Below are 13991 nucleotides of genomic sequence, written 5' to 3'. Positions count from 1 at the left end.
CCGTTCCCGCACCGTCCCCCGTATGCCGTACGCGACCGTAACCAAGTCACTCCATTGGCCGTTCCCGGCAGGGCGACAGCCCCCACCGCCCAGGTCGACCCAGTGGATGTCCCCTTGCCCAGGTTCAGTGTCATTGTCCCCGCGTACAAGGTTCAGGCGTACCTGCACGAGTGCCTGGAATCGGTGCTCTCACAGTCGTACGCCGATCTCGAACTGATCGCCGTCGACGACTGTTCGCCGGACGCGTGCGGCGCGATCATCGACGAGTTCGCGGCCCGTGACGCGCGCGTCCGCCCCCTGCACCTCACGGAGAACCAGGGCCTGGGGCCCGCCCGCAACGCGGGTATGGCCCAGGCCACCGGCGACTACCTGATCTTCCTCGACAGCGACGACACGCTCACCCCCGACGCCCTGCGCGCGATCGCGGACCGGCTGAAGGAGACCGGTGATCCCGAGGTCCTGGTCTACGACTACGCGCGCACCTTCTGGACCGGCGAGACGATCCGCAACCAGGCCGCCCCCCAGCTCACCGAAAAGGGCCCGGCACCTTTCCGGCTGGCGGACCGCCCGGGTCTGCTGCGCCTGCTGATGGTCGCCTGGAACAAGGCGTACCGGCGGGACTTCGTCGAGGAGGAGGGCTTCACCTTCCCGTCCGGCTACTACGAGGACACGCCCTGGACGTACCCGGTCCTGATGTCGGCGGAGTCCATCGCGACCCTGGACCGGGTGTGCGTGCACTACCGCCAGCGGCGCCAGGGCAGCATCCTCGGCACGGTCAGCCCGCGGCACTTCGACATCTTCGAGCAGTACGACCGGGTCTTCGCGTACGTCGACCAGAACCCCGAACTCGACCGGTGGCGCCCGCTGCTGTTCCGGCGGATGGTCGATCACTTCGTGGTGGTGTTCGCCCGACCGGACCGCCTCCCGCGCCGCAGCCGCGCCGATTTCCTGCGCATGGCCCGCACGCGCTACCGCCGGCACCGCGCCCCCGGTGTCCCCGTCGCGCTGCGCTGCCGGCTCCACCACACCCTGGTCCGCCTGGGCCTGCACCGCACGTACCGCGCCCTGCGGCTGACGACGGCCCTGATCCGCCGCACCGCCAAGGTCACCAACCGCCTGCTGAAGGGCGTCCGTTCCACCGCCCTGCGCCTGCACTACCGCATCCAGCGCTGCCTCCCGGTGCGCGCCGACCGCGCCGTCTTCGCCGCCCACGGCGTGCGCGGCCACGGCTGCAACCCGGGCGCCCTGGAGCAGGCGTTCCGCACGCACGCCCCGCGCATCCGCACGGCCTGGATCGCCGACGACGGGCAGCAGGGCCCCGTCCCCACCGGCACCCGCCGTCTGCGCCCGGAGACGGCCGCGTACTGGACGGCCCTCGCCCGCTCCAAGTACCTCGTGCACAACGCGGCGTTCGACCGCCGCCTGGTCAAGCGCCGCGGCCAGGTCCTGGTGCAGACCCGGCAGGGCTCCCCGCTCAAGCACATGGGCCTCGATCTGCGTGAACGCCCGGCAGCGGCGGCGGACGTGGACTTCGACGACCTCCTCGACGACGTCGACAAGTGGGACTACGTCCTGTCGGGCAACCGCCACTCCACCCTGACCTGGGAGCGCGTGTACCCCGGCCGGTACACGACCCTGGAGTACGGCTCGCCGCGCAACGACGTCTTCCAGCAGGCGACGTCGGCGGACGTGACCCGCATCCGCGAGTCGCTCGGCATCCCCCACGGCTCGGTCGTGATCCTGTACGCCCCCACCCACCGCGACTACCGCCGCACCCAGCGCACCACCCTCGACCTGCATCGCGTCCTGCGCCGCCTGGGCCCCCGCTTCGTGATCCTGGCCCGCGCCCACCACCGGCAGGGCGGCCCTCTCGCGCCCACCGCCGGCCAGGTCGTCGACGTCACCGACCACCCGAGCGTCGAGTCGCTGTGCCTGGCCTCGGACGCCCTGGTCACCGACTACTCGTCCCTCATGTTCGACTACGCCAACCTGGACCGGCCGATCGTGCTGCACGCCGAGGACCGGGAGGCGTACGAGGCGGCCCGCGGCACCTACTTCGACCTGCGTTCCTTCCCGCCGGGCGCGGTGGCGCGCAGCGAGGACGAGCTGATCGACATCTTCGCCACCGGCCACTGGCGCGGCTCACGCTCCGCCGAGCTGCGGTCGGCGTTCCGCGAGCGCTTCTGCCCGCACGACGACGGACGCGCCGCCGAGCGGGTCGTACGCCATGTGGTGCTGGGCGAGCGGGGTGTCCCGTCCGTCGTGCCGCTGGACAAGCGTCACCCGGTGCCGTCGCCGGCGGCGTCGCTCCCGCAGTCCCCGCTCGCGACCGTGCCGCAACCGACGGGTGCCCTGACCGTCACCGAGAGCCTCTGAGCGCCGTTCTCACGGAAGAGGAGTCCCTATGCCGTCCAGCCCGTCACGGCCGACACCGACCCGGCCGCCCACCTGGCGTCCGACCGGGCGGCCCGGTCGCCCTCGCGCCGGCTGAGGTCGGCTCCGGCCCCTGAACGACCACGACAGAAAGAGCAGTATGCCCCGCTTCAGCATCATCGTTCCGTCCCATGGGGTCGCGGGCCGGCTGTCCCAGGCGCTGGACTCGGTCCTCGCCCAGTCATTCGGCGACTTCGAGCTGATCCCGGTCTGTGACGCCGCCGACTCCCCGGCGGCGGGCGTCGCCGCCGGGTACGCCGAGCGGGACTGCCGGGTGGCGCCGGTCAACTCGCCACCGACGGACGGGCTGGCCGGGGCGCGCAATGCCGGATTGCGGGCGGCGATCGGCGACTGGCTGCTGTTCCTGGACGGCGACGACGAGCTGGTACCGGGCGCGCTGGCGGCGCTGGACGCCCGGCTGGGCGAGACCGGTGACGTGGACGTCCTGTACTTCGAGCACGAGCGGACCCCGTGGTGGGTGGGCGAGCCGACCAACCCGGCGGCCCTCGTGCTGGCGCGCGTGCCACGCGGGGTCTTCCCGCCCGAGGAGGCCCCCGAGCTGACGGGCGTCGAGATCCCGGCGTGGAGCGCGGCCTACCGGCGGGCCTTCCTCACCGAACGGCAACTCGCCTTCCCCGACGGCCACTTCACCGACATCGGGTTCGGCGGCCTGGTCGTGCTGAGCGCCGAACGCATGGCGACGCTGCGCCAGGTCGTCGTACGGCATCTGCTGCGGCGGCAGGGCAGCCGCCTCAACCTTCCCGGAGAGCACCACGTCGAGCTGCTCGACCAGGTCGAGGCGCTCCTCACGCGCGCCGCCGAGCAAGGGCTGCCCGGGGAGCGGTCGGGGCCGCTGTTCGAGCAGCTTTTCGCCGCCGTACTGAAGACGGCGGCCCATCCGCGGCGGCTGCCGCGCGAACGGCGGGCCTTCTTCCGCCGGGCGAGCAGGCTGCACCGGCGGCACCGCCCGGCCGGGTTCCGGTGGCCGGGCGGCAGTCTCGGCGTGCAGCACCGGCTGCTGGCGCGGGGCGCGTACACGGCGTTCCGGGCGCTGCGCGGGGCGAACCGGGCCGCGGCACGGGCGGTGGCGGGGGTGCCGCGCCCGCGCGGGCTGCGTACCCGGCTGCGGTACCGGTGGCAGCTGCGGCGCCCGCTGGACCAGAACCTCGCCGTGTACTGCGCGTACTGGGGCCGCGGCTATCTCTGCAACCCGGCCGCGATCCACGCCAAGGCGCGCGAGCTCGCCCCGCACATCCGCTCGGTGTTCCTGGTCGAGCCGGACGCGGTGGACCGCGTGCCGAAGGACGTGGAGTACGCGGTCATCGGCAGCCGTGCGTACTGGGACGTGCTGGCCCGTGCCAAGTACCTGATCAACAACGCCAACTTCGCGGACGCCGTCGTCAAGCGCGCGGGCAGCGTGCATCTGTCGACCCAGCACGGCACCCCGCTGAAGAAGATGGGCGCCGACCAGTCGACGTATCCCGTGGTGGCCGCGGCGACCGGCAGCTTCGCCAAGCTGCTGGCCCGCGTGGACCGCTGGGACTACAACCTCACCTCCAACCGGCACTCCACCGAGATGTGGGAGAGCGCGTACCCGTCGGCGCACGAGCCCCTGGAGTACGGCTATCCGCGCAACGACGTCTACTACACGGCGACCGCCGCCGACGTCGCCCGCGTCCGCCGCGAACTGGGCGTCCCCGAGGGCAAGAAGGCCCTGCTCTACGCGCCCACGCACCGCGACTACGCCACCGGCTTCGAGACCGGCCTCGATCTTCAGGCGCTGTGCGAGGAGATCGGGGACGAGTACGTCGTGCTGCTGCGCGCCCACTACTTCTACGACCGGGGCGCCGCACGCGGCACCGGCCGGATCATCGACGTCACCGGCCATCTCTCCTCCGAGGACGTGTGCCTGGCCGCCGACGCGCTGATCACCGACTACTCGTCCATCATGTTCGACTACGCCAACCTGGACCGGCCGATCGTCGTGTACGCGGACGACTGGGATGTCTACCGGGAGCTGCGGGGCGTCTACTTCGACCTGATGAAGGCCCCGCCGGGCCGGGTGGCGCGCACGCCCGGGGAGCTGGCGGCCGTGTTCCGCGACGGTTCGTGGGCGGACGCGGAGGCCAGGGCCCTGCGCGCCGCGTTCCGGGAGCGTTTCTGCCAGTTCGACGACGGTCGTGCCGCCGAGCGCGTCGTACGCCGGGTGCTGCTGGGTGAGCCGCCGGAGGCGGTTCCGGCGGTGATCCCCCTCGCCGAGCGCATCCCCGCCCCCGCCGCGACGACCCTCGTGAGGAACTGACGTGCCCCGCTTCAGCATCATCGTCCCCGTCTTCAAGGTGCAGGGCTTCCTGCGGGAGTGTCTCGACTCGGTGCTCGGGCAGTCGTACGCCGACTTCGAGGTGATCGCCGTCGACGACCGCTCCCCCGACGGCTGCCCCGCCATCCTGGACGACTACGCCGACCGCGACCCGCGCGTGCGCGTGCTGCACCTGCCGGAGAACGTGGGCCTGGGCCGGGCCCGCAACGCCGGTCTGGAGCAGGCCGGCGGCGACTACGTCCTGTTCCTCGACAGCGACGACTCCTACACACCGGGCCTGCTGGCCGCCGTGGCGGCACGTCTGGAGGGGAACGACGATCCGGACATCCTGGTCTTCGACCACGTCCGCACGCACTGGTGGGGCCGCGGCGGCCGCAGCACGGCGGCGGACCTGCTGGCCGCCGCCGGCACGGACACGTTCAACGTCCGCGACAACCCCGAGTACCTGCATCTGTTCCTGGTCGCCTGGAACAAGGCGTACCGCCGCGACTTCTTCCTCAAGCACGAGCTGCGCTACGCCCCCGGCCTGTACGAGGACGCGCCGGTCACCTACCGCTCGATGGTCCTCGCCGACCGCATCGCGTGCATGGAGCGGATCGGCGTCGAGTACCGGCAGCGTCGGCAGGGCGCGATCACCAAGACGCCGGGGCGGCGGCACTTCGACATCTTTCCCCAGTACGAGGGCCTGTTCGCCTTTCTCGAGGAGCGCCCGGACCTGGCGTGGGCGCGTCCGCTGCTGTTCGAACGGGCCCTGGACCACATGCTGTTCGTGCTCGCCCGCGAGGACCGGGTGCGGCCCGCGGACCGCCCGGACTTCTACCGCGAGATCCGCTCCTTCCACGCCCGCCACCTGCCCGAGGGCGGCTTCACCCCGCCGGACGGCTGGCGCGGCAAGGAGATGCGGCTGCTGGCGACGGCTCCCTACGCCTCGTACGCCGTGGCGCGCGGCCTGCGTGATCTGCGCAGGGTGGCCGGGAGCGGCAAGCGGCGGGTCACGCGAGCGGCGTCGCAGCGGGCCCGACGCGCCTGGTACGCGGCCCGGTCGAAGCTGCCGCTCGATCCGCACCTGGCCGTCTACTCGGCGTTCTCGCACCGGGGTGTGCTGGGTGATCCGGCGGCGATCCACGCCAAGGCCCGCGAGATCGCCCCGCACATCAAGGGTGTGTGGGTGGTCCGCGAGGACGCGGTGGACGAGCTGCCGCCCGGCACCGACTTCGTCACGCCGGGCTCACGGCGCTACCACGAGGTCATGGCGCGGGCCACGTACTGGGTGAACAACGTCAACTGGCCGGGCACGCTGGCCAAGCGCCCCGGCAGCGTCCACCTCCAGACCCACCAGGGCACCCCGCTGAAGTACATGGCGGCCGACCTGCTGACCAAGCCCGGCGCCCGGCACGGCTTCGACGTGCCGAAGATGCTGTGGCGCGCGGACCGCTGGGACTACAGCCTGGTGGCCAACCGGCACTCGGAGCTGGTGTGGGAGCGGGCGTACCCGTGCCACTTCACGTCGCTGCGGACGGGGAGCCCGCGCAACGACGTGCTGGTCGGCGCCGGTCCGGAGGCCGCTGAAGCCGCCCGCGCCCGGCTCGGCGTCCCCGCCGGGCACACCGTCGTGCTGTACGCGCCGACCCGTCGTGACTACCGCCGGGGCGGTCATGTCGACCGGATCGACCTGGCCCGGTTCGCCGCGGACCTGGGCGAGGGGCACACCCTCGTCGTACGCCTGCATCCGTCTCTGGCGCAGGGCACGGCACGCGGGGCGGGCCTGGCCGATCTGCACCGGCGGGGCGTGCTGATCGACGCGACGGACGAGCCGCACGTCGAGGACGTGATGCTCGCCGCGGACGTCCTGGTCACCGACTACTCCGCCCTGATGTTCGACTACGCCAACCTGGACCGGCCGATCGTGATCCACGCCGACGACTGGGGGGCGTACGCGGCCAGCCGGGGCGCCTACTTCGACATCACGGCCGACGCGCCGGGTCATGTGTCGCGCTCCTACCGGGAGTTGGCGTGGCTGTTCGCGTCCGGGACCTGGCGGGACGGGGAGTCGGAGCGGTTGCGGGCCGGGTTCCGGGAGCGGTTCTGCGAGTTCGACGACGGGCTGGCCGCGGAGCGGGTCGTGCGGACGCTGATGCTGGGTGAGCGGATGCCGGAGCATCCGGTCGGGGCGCGGCGGGTGCCGGCTCCGGCGACCGCGCGGACTCACTCGATGAGGTGACGTGAGGTAGGGCCGTTGACCCGACCGGGAACATACGGCAAATGCCTCAAACCCACACAACCTCCACGACCAGAGCCGCGGGCGCCGCTGTCGGTGTCCTCGTCCGGAGGACCGTGCGCGGAGCGAGTGCGCTGCGCGGCGGCCGCGGTCGGCGTCCGACGCCGTACCAGGTCTTCGGCCTGCTGTTCTTCCTGGTGATGCTGCTGGCGTACTGGGCCGTGCCGCTGTGCTGCGACGCGGGCCAGCACGCGGCGGTGGTCGAGCGCCTGAAGGCGTCCCTGCTCCACCCCCGGCACCCGATGGCGGACCTGCCGGGCGCGGGCAGTCCCTACTACTCGCCGTACGCGGTCGCGCAGGGCGCGTTCGCCCGGCTGACGGGGCTGGGCGGCTGGGAGGTGGTGCGGCTGGCGGGCCCGCTGAACCTGCTCGTGCTGCTGACCGGCATCGGCCGCCTCGTGCGGGTGCTCACGCCGAGGCCGTGGGCGCCGGTGCTGGCGCTGGGGGCGATGACGCTGCTGTGGGGGACCGAGCGGGCCTGGTGGAGCGGGTACCTGAGCCTGATGTCGATGACCGGCAACCTCGGCTATCCCTCGGCGTTCGCCATCGGGCTCACCTTCTGGGCCTGGGCGCTGACGGGGGCGCGCGCACGGGGTCGGGGGCCGGTCCGCTACGTCGGGCCGAGCGGGCTGCCCGGTCTCGCCGGCTACGCGGGGCTCGGGGCGCTGTACGGGCTGATCCTGCTGATCCATCCGATCACCGCGGTGGCGGCGGTGCTGGGGGCGGTGGCGTTCGTCGCCGGGTGGCAGCGCGGATGGCGGGGCGCCGTGGCCGTGCGGTGGGCGGTGGCGGCGGGCACGGCGGCGCTGCTCGCCGGGTGCTGGCCGTACTTCGACGTGTTCGCGCTGGCCGGGGACAGCAGCGTGGACGGCATTCACCGGCGGTTGTACGAGCACCTCTTCGGTCAGTTCTGGCTCGCACTGCTGGGGCTGCCGGCTCTGTGGGCGCGGTGGCGCCGGTGCACCTGGCGGGATCCGCTGGTGCTGCTGTTCGCCCTCGACTGCCTGCTCGTGGCGTACGGCTGGGTCAGCGGCCACTACACCTACGGCAGGATCCTCGGGCTCACCCTGGTGCCGCTGCAGTTCGCGCTCGCGGTGGAGCTGGCGGCGCCCCGGCCGTGGGGCAGGGCGCACCAGGTGCTGGGTGGGGCGGCGGCCGCCGGGGCCTGCGTGGGGTTCCTCACCGTGCAGGGCGGGGCGGTGGTGCCGCACGCGCTGGATCCGGTGGGGCTCGAACAGCCGTCGATCTGGCCGTCGTACGCGTGGGTGGCGCGGCATGTCGGGAAGGGCGAGGTGGTGATCTCCGACGGGCATTTCGCGCCCCGTTCCATCCCCGGGTACGGGCCGAACCTCGCCGCGCCGACCTGGCCCGACCCCGCCCTCGACGACCGGGAACGGGCACGGCGGCTGGCCGATGTCCGCGCCTACCTCGCCCCGACGTCGACCCGCGCCGAGCGCACCGCCATCGCCCGGCGGTACCACGCGCGCTGGCTGCTGCTGACGCGGTGGAAGCGGGTGCCGGAGGAGGCGGTGGTGGTGGCGTGGAGCCGGGAGACGGGGGAGGTGCTGGCGCGGATCGGGTGACGTCCGCGCGGATCGGGTGACGTCCGCGCGGAGGGGGTTGGCGGTGGGGTTACTCGATGACGAGGTCGACCGGGATGTTGCCGCGGGTGGCGTTGGAGTAGGGGCAGACCTGGTGGGCCTGCTCGACCAGCTTGCGGCCGGTCGCCTCGTCCAGGGTGTCGGGGAGCTCGACGCGGAGGGTGACGGCGAGGCCGAAGCCCTCGCCCTGCTTGCCTATGCCGACCTCGGCGGTCACGGCGGCGTCGGAGACGTCGACCTTGGCCTGGCGGCCGACGAGACCGAGGGCGCTGCCGAAGCAGGCGGCGTACCCGGCGGCGAACAGCTGCTCCGGGTTGGTGCCCTGCCCGTTGCCGCCCAGCTCGACCGGCATGCCCAGGGCAAGGTCGATCTTGCCGTCGTCGGAGACGGCGCGGCCCTCGCGGCCGTGGGTGGCGGTGGCGACAGCGGTGTAGAGCGCGTCCATGGAAAACCATCCCTCTCGTGTCACGTTCCGGCGGCTCTGCCGGCCGCCGCACGACCACAAGTAGAGCACACAATTAAATTGGGCACAACTAAATGGTGGGCGCGAGCTACCCTGGAGGCATGACGACCACGCCCGCGGCCGACTGGCTCCGCCTCGACCAGCAGATCTGCTTCTCCCTGAACGCCGCCTCGCGCGCCTTCGGCGGCGTCTACCGCGTGGTGCTGAAGGACCTCGGGCTCACCTATCCGCAGTACCTGGCGATGCTGGTGCTGTGGGAGCACGGCGACCTCCCCGTGAAGAAGCTCGGCGAACACCTGCGCCTCGACTCCGGCACGCTGTCGCCGCTGCTCAAGCGGCTGGAGGCGGCGGGGCTGGTGCGCCGGGAGCGCAGCGTCCGCGACGAGCGCTCCGTGGAGGTGCGGCTGACGGAGGAGGGCGCCGCCTTGCGGGAGCGGGCGCTTCAGGTGCCGCGCCGGATCGCCGCGGCTACGGGCTTCGACGTGGACGAGATCCGCGAGCTGCGGGCACGGCTGGACCAGCTCACGGCGGCGCTGGACGCGGCGGCTCTGGAGGAGGCTGCACTGGAGGAAGGGGCACTGGAGGACGTGGCACTGGAGGAAGTGCCCGGGCGTGAGGCGTAGCCCGATTTACTCGTATTAGTAGATTTTTATCGGTCAGCGTCGGCGTATCATCCCGAACACGGCTTTCATCCGGCTTACGATCGGCTGTGATGAACCACCCCCGCTCCGCGCACACCCCGCAGGTCGGCGTCGTCGTCATCGGCTACGACGATGCCGCGCATGTGACGACCGCCGTGCGCTCGGCGCTGGCGCAGGGCCCCGCCGTGCGGGAGGTGATCGCCGTCGACGACTGCTCGACGGACGGCAGCGCGGAGCTGCTCGCCCGGCTCGCCGCGACCGAACCGCGCGTGCAGGTGGTCAGGCGCCGGGTCAACAGCGGCGGCTGCGGCACCCCGCGCAACACCGGGCTCGACCGGGTGACGACGCCGTACGTGATGTTCCTGGACAGCGATGACGTCCTCCCGCCGGGCGCGGTGGACGCGCTGCTCGCGGCGGCGACCCGGGCGGGCGCGGAGGTGGCGAGCGGACTGTGCGTGCGGCGGGAGTTGCCCGAGGGCCGCGAGGTCCCGTGGCAGGGGTCTCTTTACGCCGCGCACGCCGTGTTCGAGCGCCCTGCGCAGTGCCCGCGCCTGGTCCACGACACGCTCTGCGTCAACAAGCTCTACCGCACGGACTTCCTGCGCGACCACGGCATCCGCTTCCCCGAAGGCCGTTTCCCCTACGAGGACTTCGTCTTCACCGCGCGCGTCCTCGCCGCCGGTCCACGCATCGCCCTCGTGCCGGACCGGGTGTACGTCTGGCACGTACGCCGCTCCGCCGACCGGCTGTCGATCTCCCTGGACCGCGCCGACGTCTCCAACTGGCGGGCGCGCACGGAGGCCGGCCGGCAGGCGTACGAGACCCTGCTGGGCGCCGGGCTCAAGGAGCTGGCGCGGGCGGCACGCGCCAAGTTCCTCGACCACGAACTGCGTATGTACGCGCGCGAGCTGGAGCTGCACACCTCGCACTACCAGCGCGCGTGGTGGGCGCACACGCGGGCGTACCTCGCCGAGTACGACGCGTCCGACTGGGCGCACAACCCCACCGCGCCCGGCCGCCTCATCGGCCGCGTCGTCCTGGCCTCCCCCGAGCCCCGCGACCTGCCCCGCCTGAGGGACCTCGCCGCCCGCCCCGCCCGCCTCCTCCCTCCCTATGCCCGGGCCGCCGACGGCACGCCCGTCTGGTCGGCCGGGCTCCCCCAGGTCACCCTGGAGCCGCTGCTGACCCGCCCGCTCCGTCTCCTCCCCCTCGCCGTCGACGCGGAACTGCGCCCACGCGCGCGTGCCGCCCTCCTCCGGCTGCGTCTGCACGAGCTGTACGGGCGGGTGGCGCAGGCGGGCCCGGAGGCGCTGGAGATCGAGTGGCGGTGCCGGGAGACGGGGCGGACGGCGGGTCCGCGTACGACGGTGGGGCTCACGAGCTCGGGGGACGGGGTGTGGTCGGCGGAGACGACGGTTCAGTGGGCCGTGTTCGGGGAGCCAGGGGCGTTCGGGACCGGGATGTTCGGGATGTTCAGGATGTCCAGGACATCCCGGATGCTCGCGATGTCCGGCACATCCAGGCCCTCCGGGACGAGCACATGGGATCTGCGCCTGCGGGTGGTCTTCCGAGGCGGCGCGCACCGTGAGGTCACGGCGCACGCCCTCACGGGCGCCGGTCTGCTGCGCCGTCGCGCCGTGGTCAGCGCCCGTCACGCCGTGGTACTCGTCCAGCCGTATGCCACCCACTCCGGAGCCCTGGCCCTACGCGTGGCCCCGGGCCTACGGGGAGTGACGTCTGTCGCCCGCGCCAGACTCCGCCGCCTGCTTCACTGTCACTGATACCGACCACGGACGACCACAGGGCCACCGGGCCACCGGGCCACCGGGCCACTGACGAGGGGACAGCCGCACATGACCTGGCTCATCACCGGCGGCGCCGGTTACATCGGAGCGCACGTCGTACGCGCGATGACCGAGGCGGGCGAGCAAGCCGTGGTGTACGACGACCTGTCCACCGGCATCGCCGACCGCGTGCCCGACGGCGTGCCGCTGGTCGTCGGCTCGACCCTGGACGGCGAGCGCGTCGCCCGCGCCCTCGCCGACCACCACGTCACCGGTGTCGTGCACCTCGCGGCGAAGAAGCAGGTCGGCGAGTCGGTCGACCTCCCCCTGCACTACTACCGGGAGAACGTCGAGGGCCTGCGCGTCCTCCTGGAAGCCCTGACGGCGGCGGACGTGCTGTCCTTCGTCTTCTCCTCCTCGGCGGCGGTGTACGGCATGCCGGACGTGGACCTGGTGACGGAGGAGACGCCGTGCGTGCCGATGTCGCCGTACGGCGAGACGAAGCTGGCCGGCGAGTGGCTGGTCAGGGCGACGGGCCGCGCGACGGGCCTGTCCACGGCGTCGCTGCGCTACTTCAACGTGGCGGGCGCTGCCGTTCCCGAGCTCGCGGACGTCGGCGTCTTCAACCTCATCCCCATGGTCTTCGAGAAACTGACCGAGAACGCGCCCCCGCGCATCTTCGGCGACGACTACCCGACCCCCGACGGCACGTGCATCCGCGACTACATCCACGTGGTCGACCTGGCGGAGGCCCATGTGGCCGCGGCCCGCGCCCTCCAGTCCTCCCCCGGCCTGGACCTCACCCTCAACATCGGCCGCGGCGAGGGCGTTTCGGTCCGCGAGATGATCGACCTCATCAACGCCGTCACCGGGTACGACCGCCCCCCGACCGTCACCCCGCGCCGCCCCGGCGACCCGGCCCGCGTAGTCGCCTCCGCCGACCGCATCGCCACCGAACTGGGCTGGAAGGCCAAGCACGACGTGCAGGACATGATCGCGTCGGCCTGGGAGGGGTGGGTGCGGCTGCATCCGGGGGCGGCGCGCGACTGACGTAACCTCGCGGAATGACCGAGTCCCTCCGCATCGAGCGCGCCCTCGGCGCCGTCATCGGCTCCGCTGTCGGTGACGCTCTGGGCGCGCCCTTCGAGTTCGGTCCCGAGGGCGCCTTCTCGGACCGCTTTCCGGAGCCGGGGCAGGGCGGCGAGATGTGCGGGGGCGGCGGCTGGGAGCCGGGCGAGGCGACCGACGACACGCAGATGGCCGTACTCGTCGGCGAGTCTCTGTCGGAGTGCGGCGGGCTCGAACTCCCGGACGTCTTCCGGCGGTTCCAGCGCTGGGCGGCCGCCGGCCCCAAGGACATCGGGCTGCAGACAGAAGCCGTGCTGAGCAGTGGCGATCCCTGGGACATGGCCGCCGCGCTGCACTTCCAGACCAACCAACGGGCGGCCGGCAACGGGGCGTTGATGCGGGCCGCCACCTCCGCCGTCCACTTCGCGAGCCACGGCCGCGACGCCACCATGGACGCCGCCCGGCGACTCGCGGCCCTCACCCACGGGGACCGGGCGGCCTGGGAGGGCACCGCCGTCTTCCATGCGGTGGTGCGGATCGCGCTGGCGGGCGGCGACCCGCTGGCCGCCCTCCCCGACACCCTCGCCGCGGTCCACCCCGACCACCGGGAGCGCTACGCCGTCGTCCTGGCCCCCGACTGGCATCCCGACGACGCCACGGAGTTCAACGGCGCGGTATGGCCCTGCCTCGGCTCCGCGGTCTGGGCCCTGCGCACCACGTCGTCGTACGAGGACGCCGTCCGCGCAGCCGTCGACCTCGGCGGCGACACGGACACGGTGGCCGCGGTGACGGGCGGGCTGGCCGGGGCGGTGTACGGCATCGCCGCCGTGCCGGAGCGATGGACGATGGCACTGCACGTGCCACTGCCAGGGTTCAGTGGACGAACCTTGCGGGTGGGGGAGTTGACCGAGCTCGCCCGGACGTTGAGCGGCTAGCGCTGAGTGATCGCCGGCCGGTGCCCACACTGGTCGATGTCGCGCTGGGCCTGGCGTCCGGCCGTAACACGATCCCGCACCTGATCGGGGCGCCGACGCCGGCGAAGCAGCCCCTCCCTCCCCAGTCTGAAGCCCCGACTCGGCCCCGCCCCTGGACGGGGGAAATGCACGCGGTTGTTCCCTAACGTTCCGATGGTCAAGATCGCTAAGGAACGGACCGGCACCGGCCCTCGGGCGTGCTGTTCCCTCTCGTGAAAGGTGTGAGCCTCATGGCGAACCCGAACGTCGGAATTCTCGAAGAGATCAGTGACCAGAAGCTCGACGCCGTCAGCGCCGCCGGCCAGGGCACGGGCACCATCCTGTCCTCCCTGACCTGCTACGGCGCCAGCTACGTCCTGGGCAACAACGGGAACTTCTGCACCGCCACCGCCGAGTGCCAGAAGAACTGCAAGTAACCCAATGACGCCG

Annotated in this window: 10 protein-coding genes; 9 read left to right on the top strand and 1 reads right to left on the bottom strand. The window is 72.6% G+C overall.

Annotated features, from left to right (window positions below; genetic code table 11):
* Nucleotides 1-114 precede the first annotated feature (114 nt).
* The 4 genes from ABZ078_RS10455 (at nucleotide 115) to ABZ078_RS10440 (ending at nucleotide 8614) form a co-directional block, all read left to right on the top strand.
* The gene (locus ABZ078_RS10455; protein WP_356573673.1) at nucleotides 115-2376 is read left to right on the top strand and encodes a bifunctional glycosyltransferase family 2 protein/CDP-glycerol:glycerophosphate glycerophosphotransferase; all 2262 of its coding nucleotides are present in this window, start codon (nucleotides 115-117) and stop codon (nucleotides 2374-2376) included.
* A 157-nt stretch (nucleotides 2377-2533) separates the two neighbouring features.
* Nucleotides 2534-4735, top strand: a complete 2202-nt coding sequence (locus ABZ078_RS10450) for a CDP-glycerol glycerophosphotransferase family protein (RefSeq protein ID WP_356573671.1) — start codon at nucleotides 2534-2536, stop codon at nucleotides 4733-4735.
* Between the two features lies 1 nt (nucleotide 4736).
* Nucleotides 4737-6974 (top strand): bifunctional glycosyltransferase family 2 protein/CDP-glycerol:glycerophosphate glycerophosphotransferase, encoded by a 2238-nt coding sequence (locus ABZ078_RS10445; RefSeq protein WP_356573669.1) that lies wholly within the window; start codon nucleotides 4737-4739, stop codon nucleotides 6972-6974.
* Nucleotides 6975-7015: 41 nt separating this feature from the next.
* Complete coding sequence (locus tag ABZ078_RS10440) at nucleotides 7016-8614, top strand: hypothetical protein (RefSeq protein WP_356573667.1); 1599 nt, start codon at nucleotides 7016-7018, stop codon at nucleotides 8612-8614.
* 49 nt (nucleotides 8615-8663) lie between these two features.
* Here ABZ078_RS10440 and ABZ078_RS10435 read toward each other — a convergent pair whose 3' ends face one another.
* Nucleotides 8664-9077, bottom strand: coding sequence for an organic hydroperoxide resistance protein (locus tag ABZ078_RS10435; RefSeq protein WP_356573665.1), 414 nt, complete (start codon nucleotides 9075-9077; stop codon nucleotides 8664-8666).
* A 119-nt stretch (nucleotides 9078-9196) separates the two neighbouring features.
* Between ABZ078_RS10435 and ABZ078_RS10430 the strand changes: the two genes are divergently transcribed.
* The 5 genes from ABZ078_RS10430 (at nucleotide 9197) to ABZ078_RS10410 (ending at nucleotide 13978) form a co-directional block, all read left to right on the top strand.
* The gene (locus ABZ078_RS10430; protein WP_356573663.1) at nucleotides 9197-9718 is read left to right on the top strand and encodes a MarR family transcriptional regulator; all 522 of its coding nucleotides are present in this window, start codon (nucleotides 9197-9199) and stop codon (nucleotides 9716-9718) included.
* A gap of 89 nt (nucleotides 9719-9807) precedes the next feature.
* Nucleotides 9808-11517 (top strand): glycosyltransferase family A protein, encoded by a 1710-nt coding sequence (locus ABZ078_RS10425; RefSeq protein ID WP_356573661.1) that lies wholly within the window; start codon nucleotides 9808-9810, stop codon nucleotides 11515-11517.
* Between the two features lie 72 nt (nucleotides 11518-11589).
* Nucleotides 11590-12570, top strand: a complete 981-nt coding sequence (galE, locus tag ABZ078_RS10420) for a UDP-glucose 4-epimerase GalE (protein WP_356573659.1) — start codon at nucleotides 11590-11592, stop codon at nucleotides 12568-12570.
* Between the two features lie 14 nt (nucleotides 12571-12584).
* The gene (locus ABZ078_RS10415) at nucleotides 12585-13523 is read left to right on the top strand and encodes an ADP-ribosylglycohydrolase family protein (protein ID WP_356573657.1); all 939 of its coding nucleotides are present in this window, start codon (nucleotides 12585-12587) and stop codon (nucleotides 13521-13523) included.
* 269 nt (nucleotides 13524-13792) lie between these two features.
* Nucleotides 13793-13978, top strand: a complete 186-nt coding sequence (locus tag ABZ078_RS10410) for a plantaricin C family lantibiotic (RefSeq protein ID WP_356573656.1) — start codon at nucleotides 13793-13795, stop codon at nucleotides 13976-13978.
* Nucleotides 13979-13991 lie beyond the last annotated feature (13 nt).

The sequence above is a fragment of the Streptomyces sp. NPDC006385 genome, from assembly GCF_040612485.1.
GTDB lineage: Bacteria > Actinomycetota > Actinomycetes > Streptomycetales > Streptomycetaceae > Streptomyces.
The sequence above is the reverse complement of the archived record's forward strand: the minus strand, read 5'-3'. Positions and strand labels throughout refer to the sequence as shown.

Bases quoted from the DNA above. Each gene is read 5' to 3' on its own strand.
- ABZ078_RS10450 (WP_356573671.1), top strand. From the start codon at position 2,534: ATGCCCCGCTTCAGCATCATCGTTCCGTCCCATGGGGTCGCGGGCCGG.
- ABZ078_RS10440 (WP_356573667.1), top strand. From the start codon at position 7,016: ATGCCTCAAACCCACACAACCTCCACGACCAGAGCCGCGGGCGCCGCT.
- ABZ078_RS10435 (WP_356573665.1), bottom strand. From the start codon at position 9,077: ATGGACGCGCTCTACACCGCTGTCGCCACCGCCACCCACGGCCGCGAG.
- ABZ078_RS10430 (WP_356573663.1), top strand. From the start codon at position 9,197: ATGACGACCACGCCCGCGGCCGACTGGCTCCGCCTCGACCAGCAGATC.
- ABZ078_RS10425 (WP_356573661.1), top strand. From the start codon at position 9,808: ATGAACCACCCCCGCTCCGCGCACACCCCGCAGGTCGGCGTCGTCGTC.
- galE (WP_356573659.1), top strand. From the start codon at position 11,590: ATGACCTGGCTCATCACCGGCGGCGCCGGTTACATCGGAGCGCACGTC.
- ABZ078_RS10415 (WP_356573657.1), top strand. From the start codon at position 12,585: ATGACCGAGTCCCTCCGCATCGAGCGCGCCCTCGGCGCCGTCATCGGC.
- ABZ078_RS10410 (WP_356573656.1), top strand. From the start codon at position 13,793: ATGGCGAACCCGAACGTCGGAATTCTCGAAGAGATCAGTGACCAGAAG.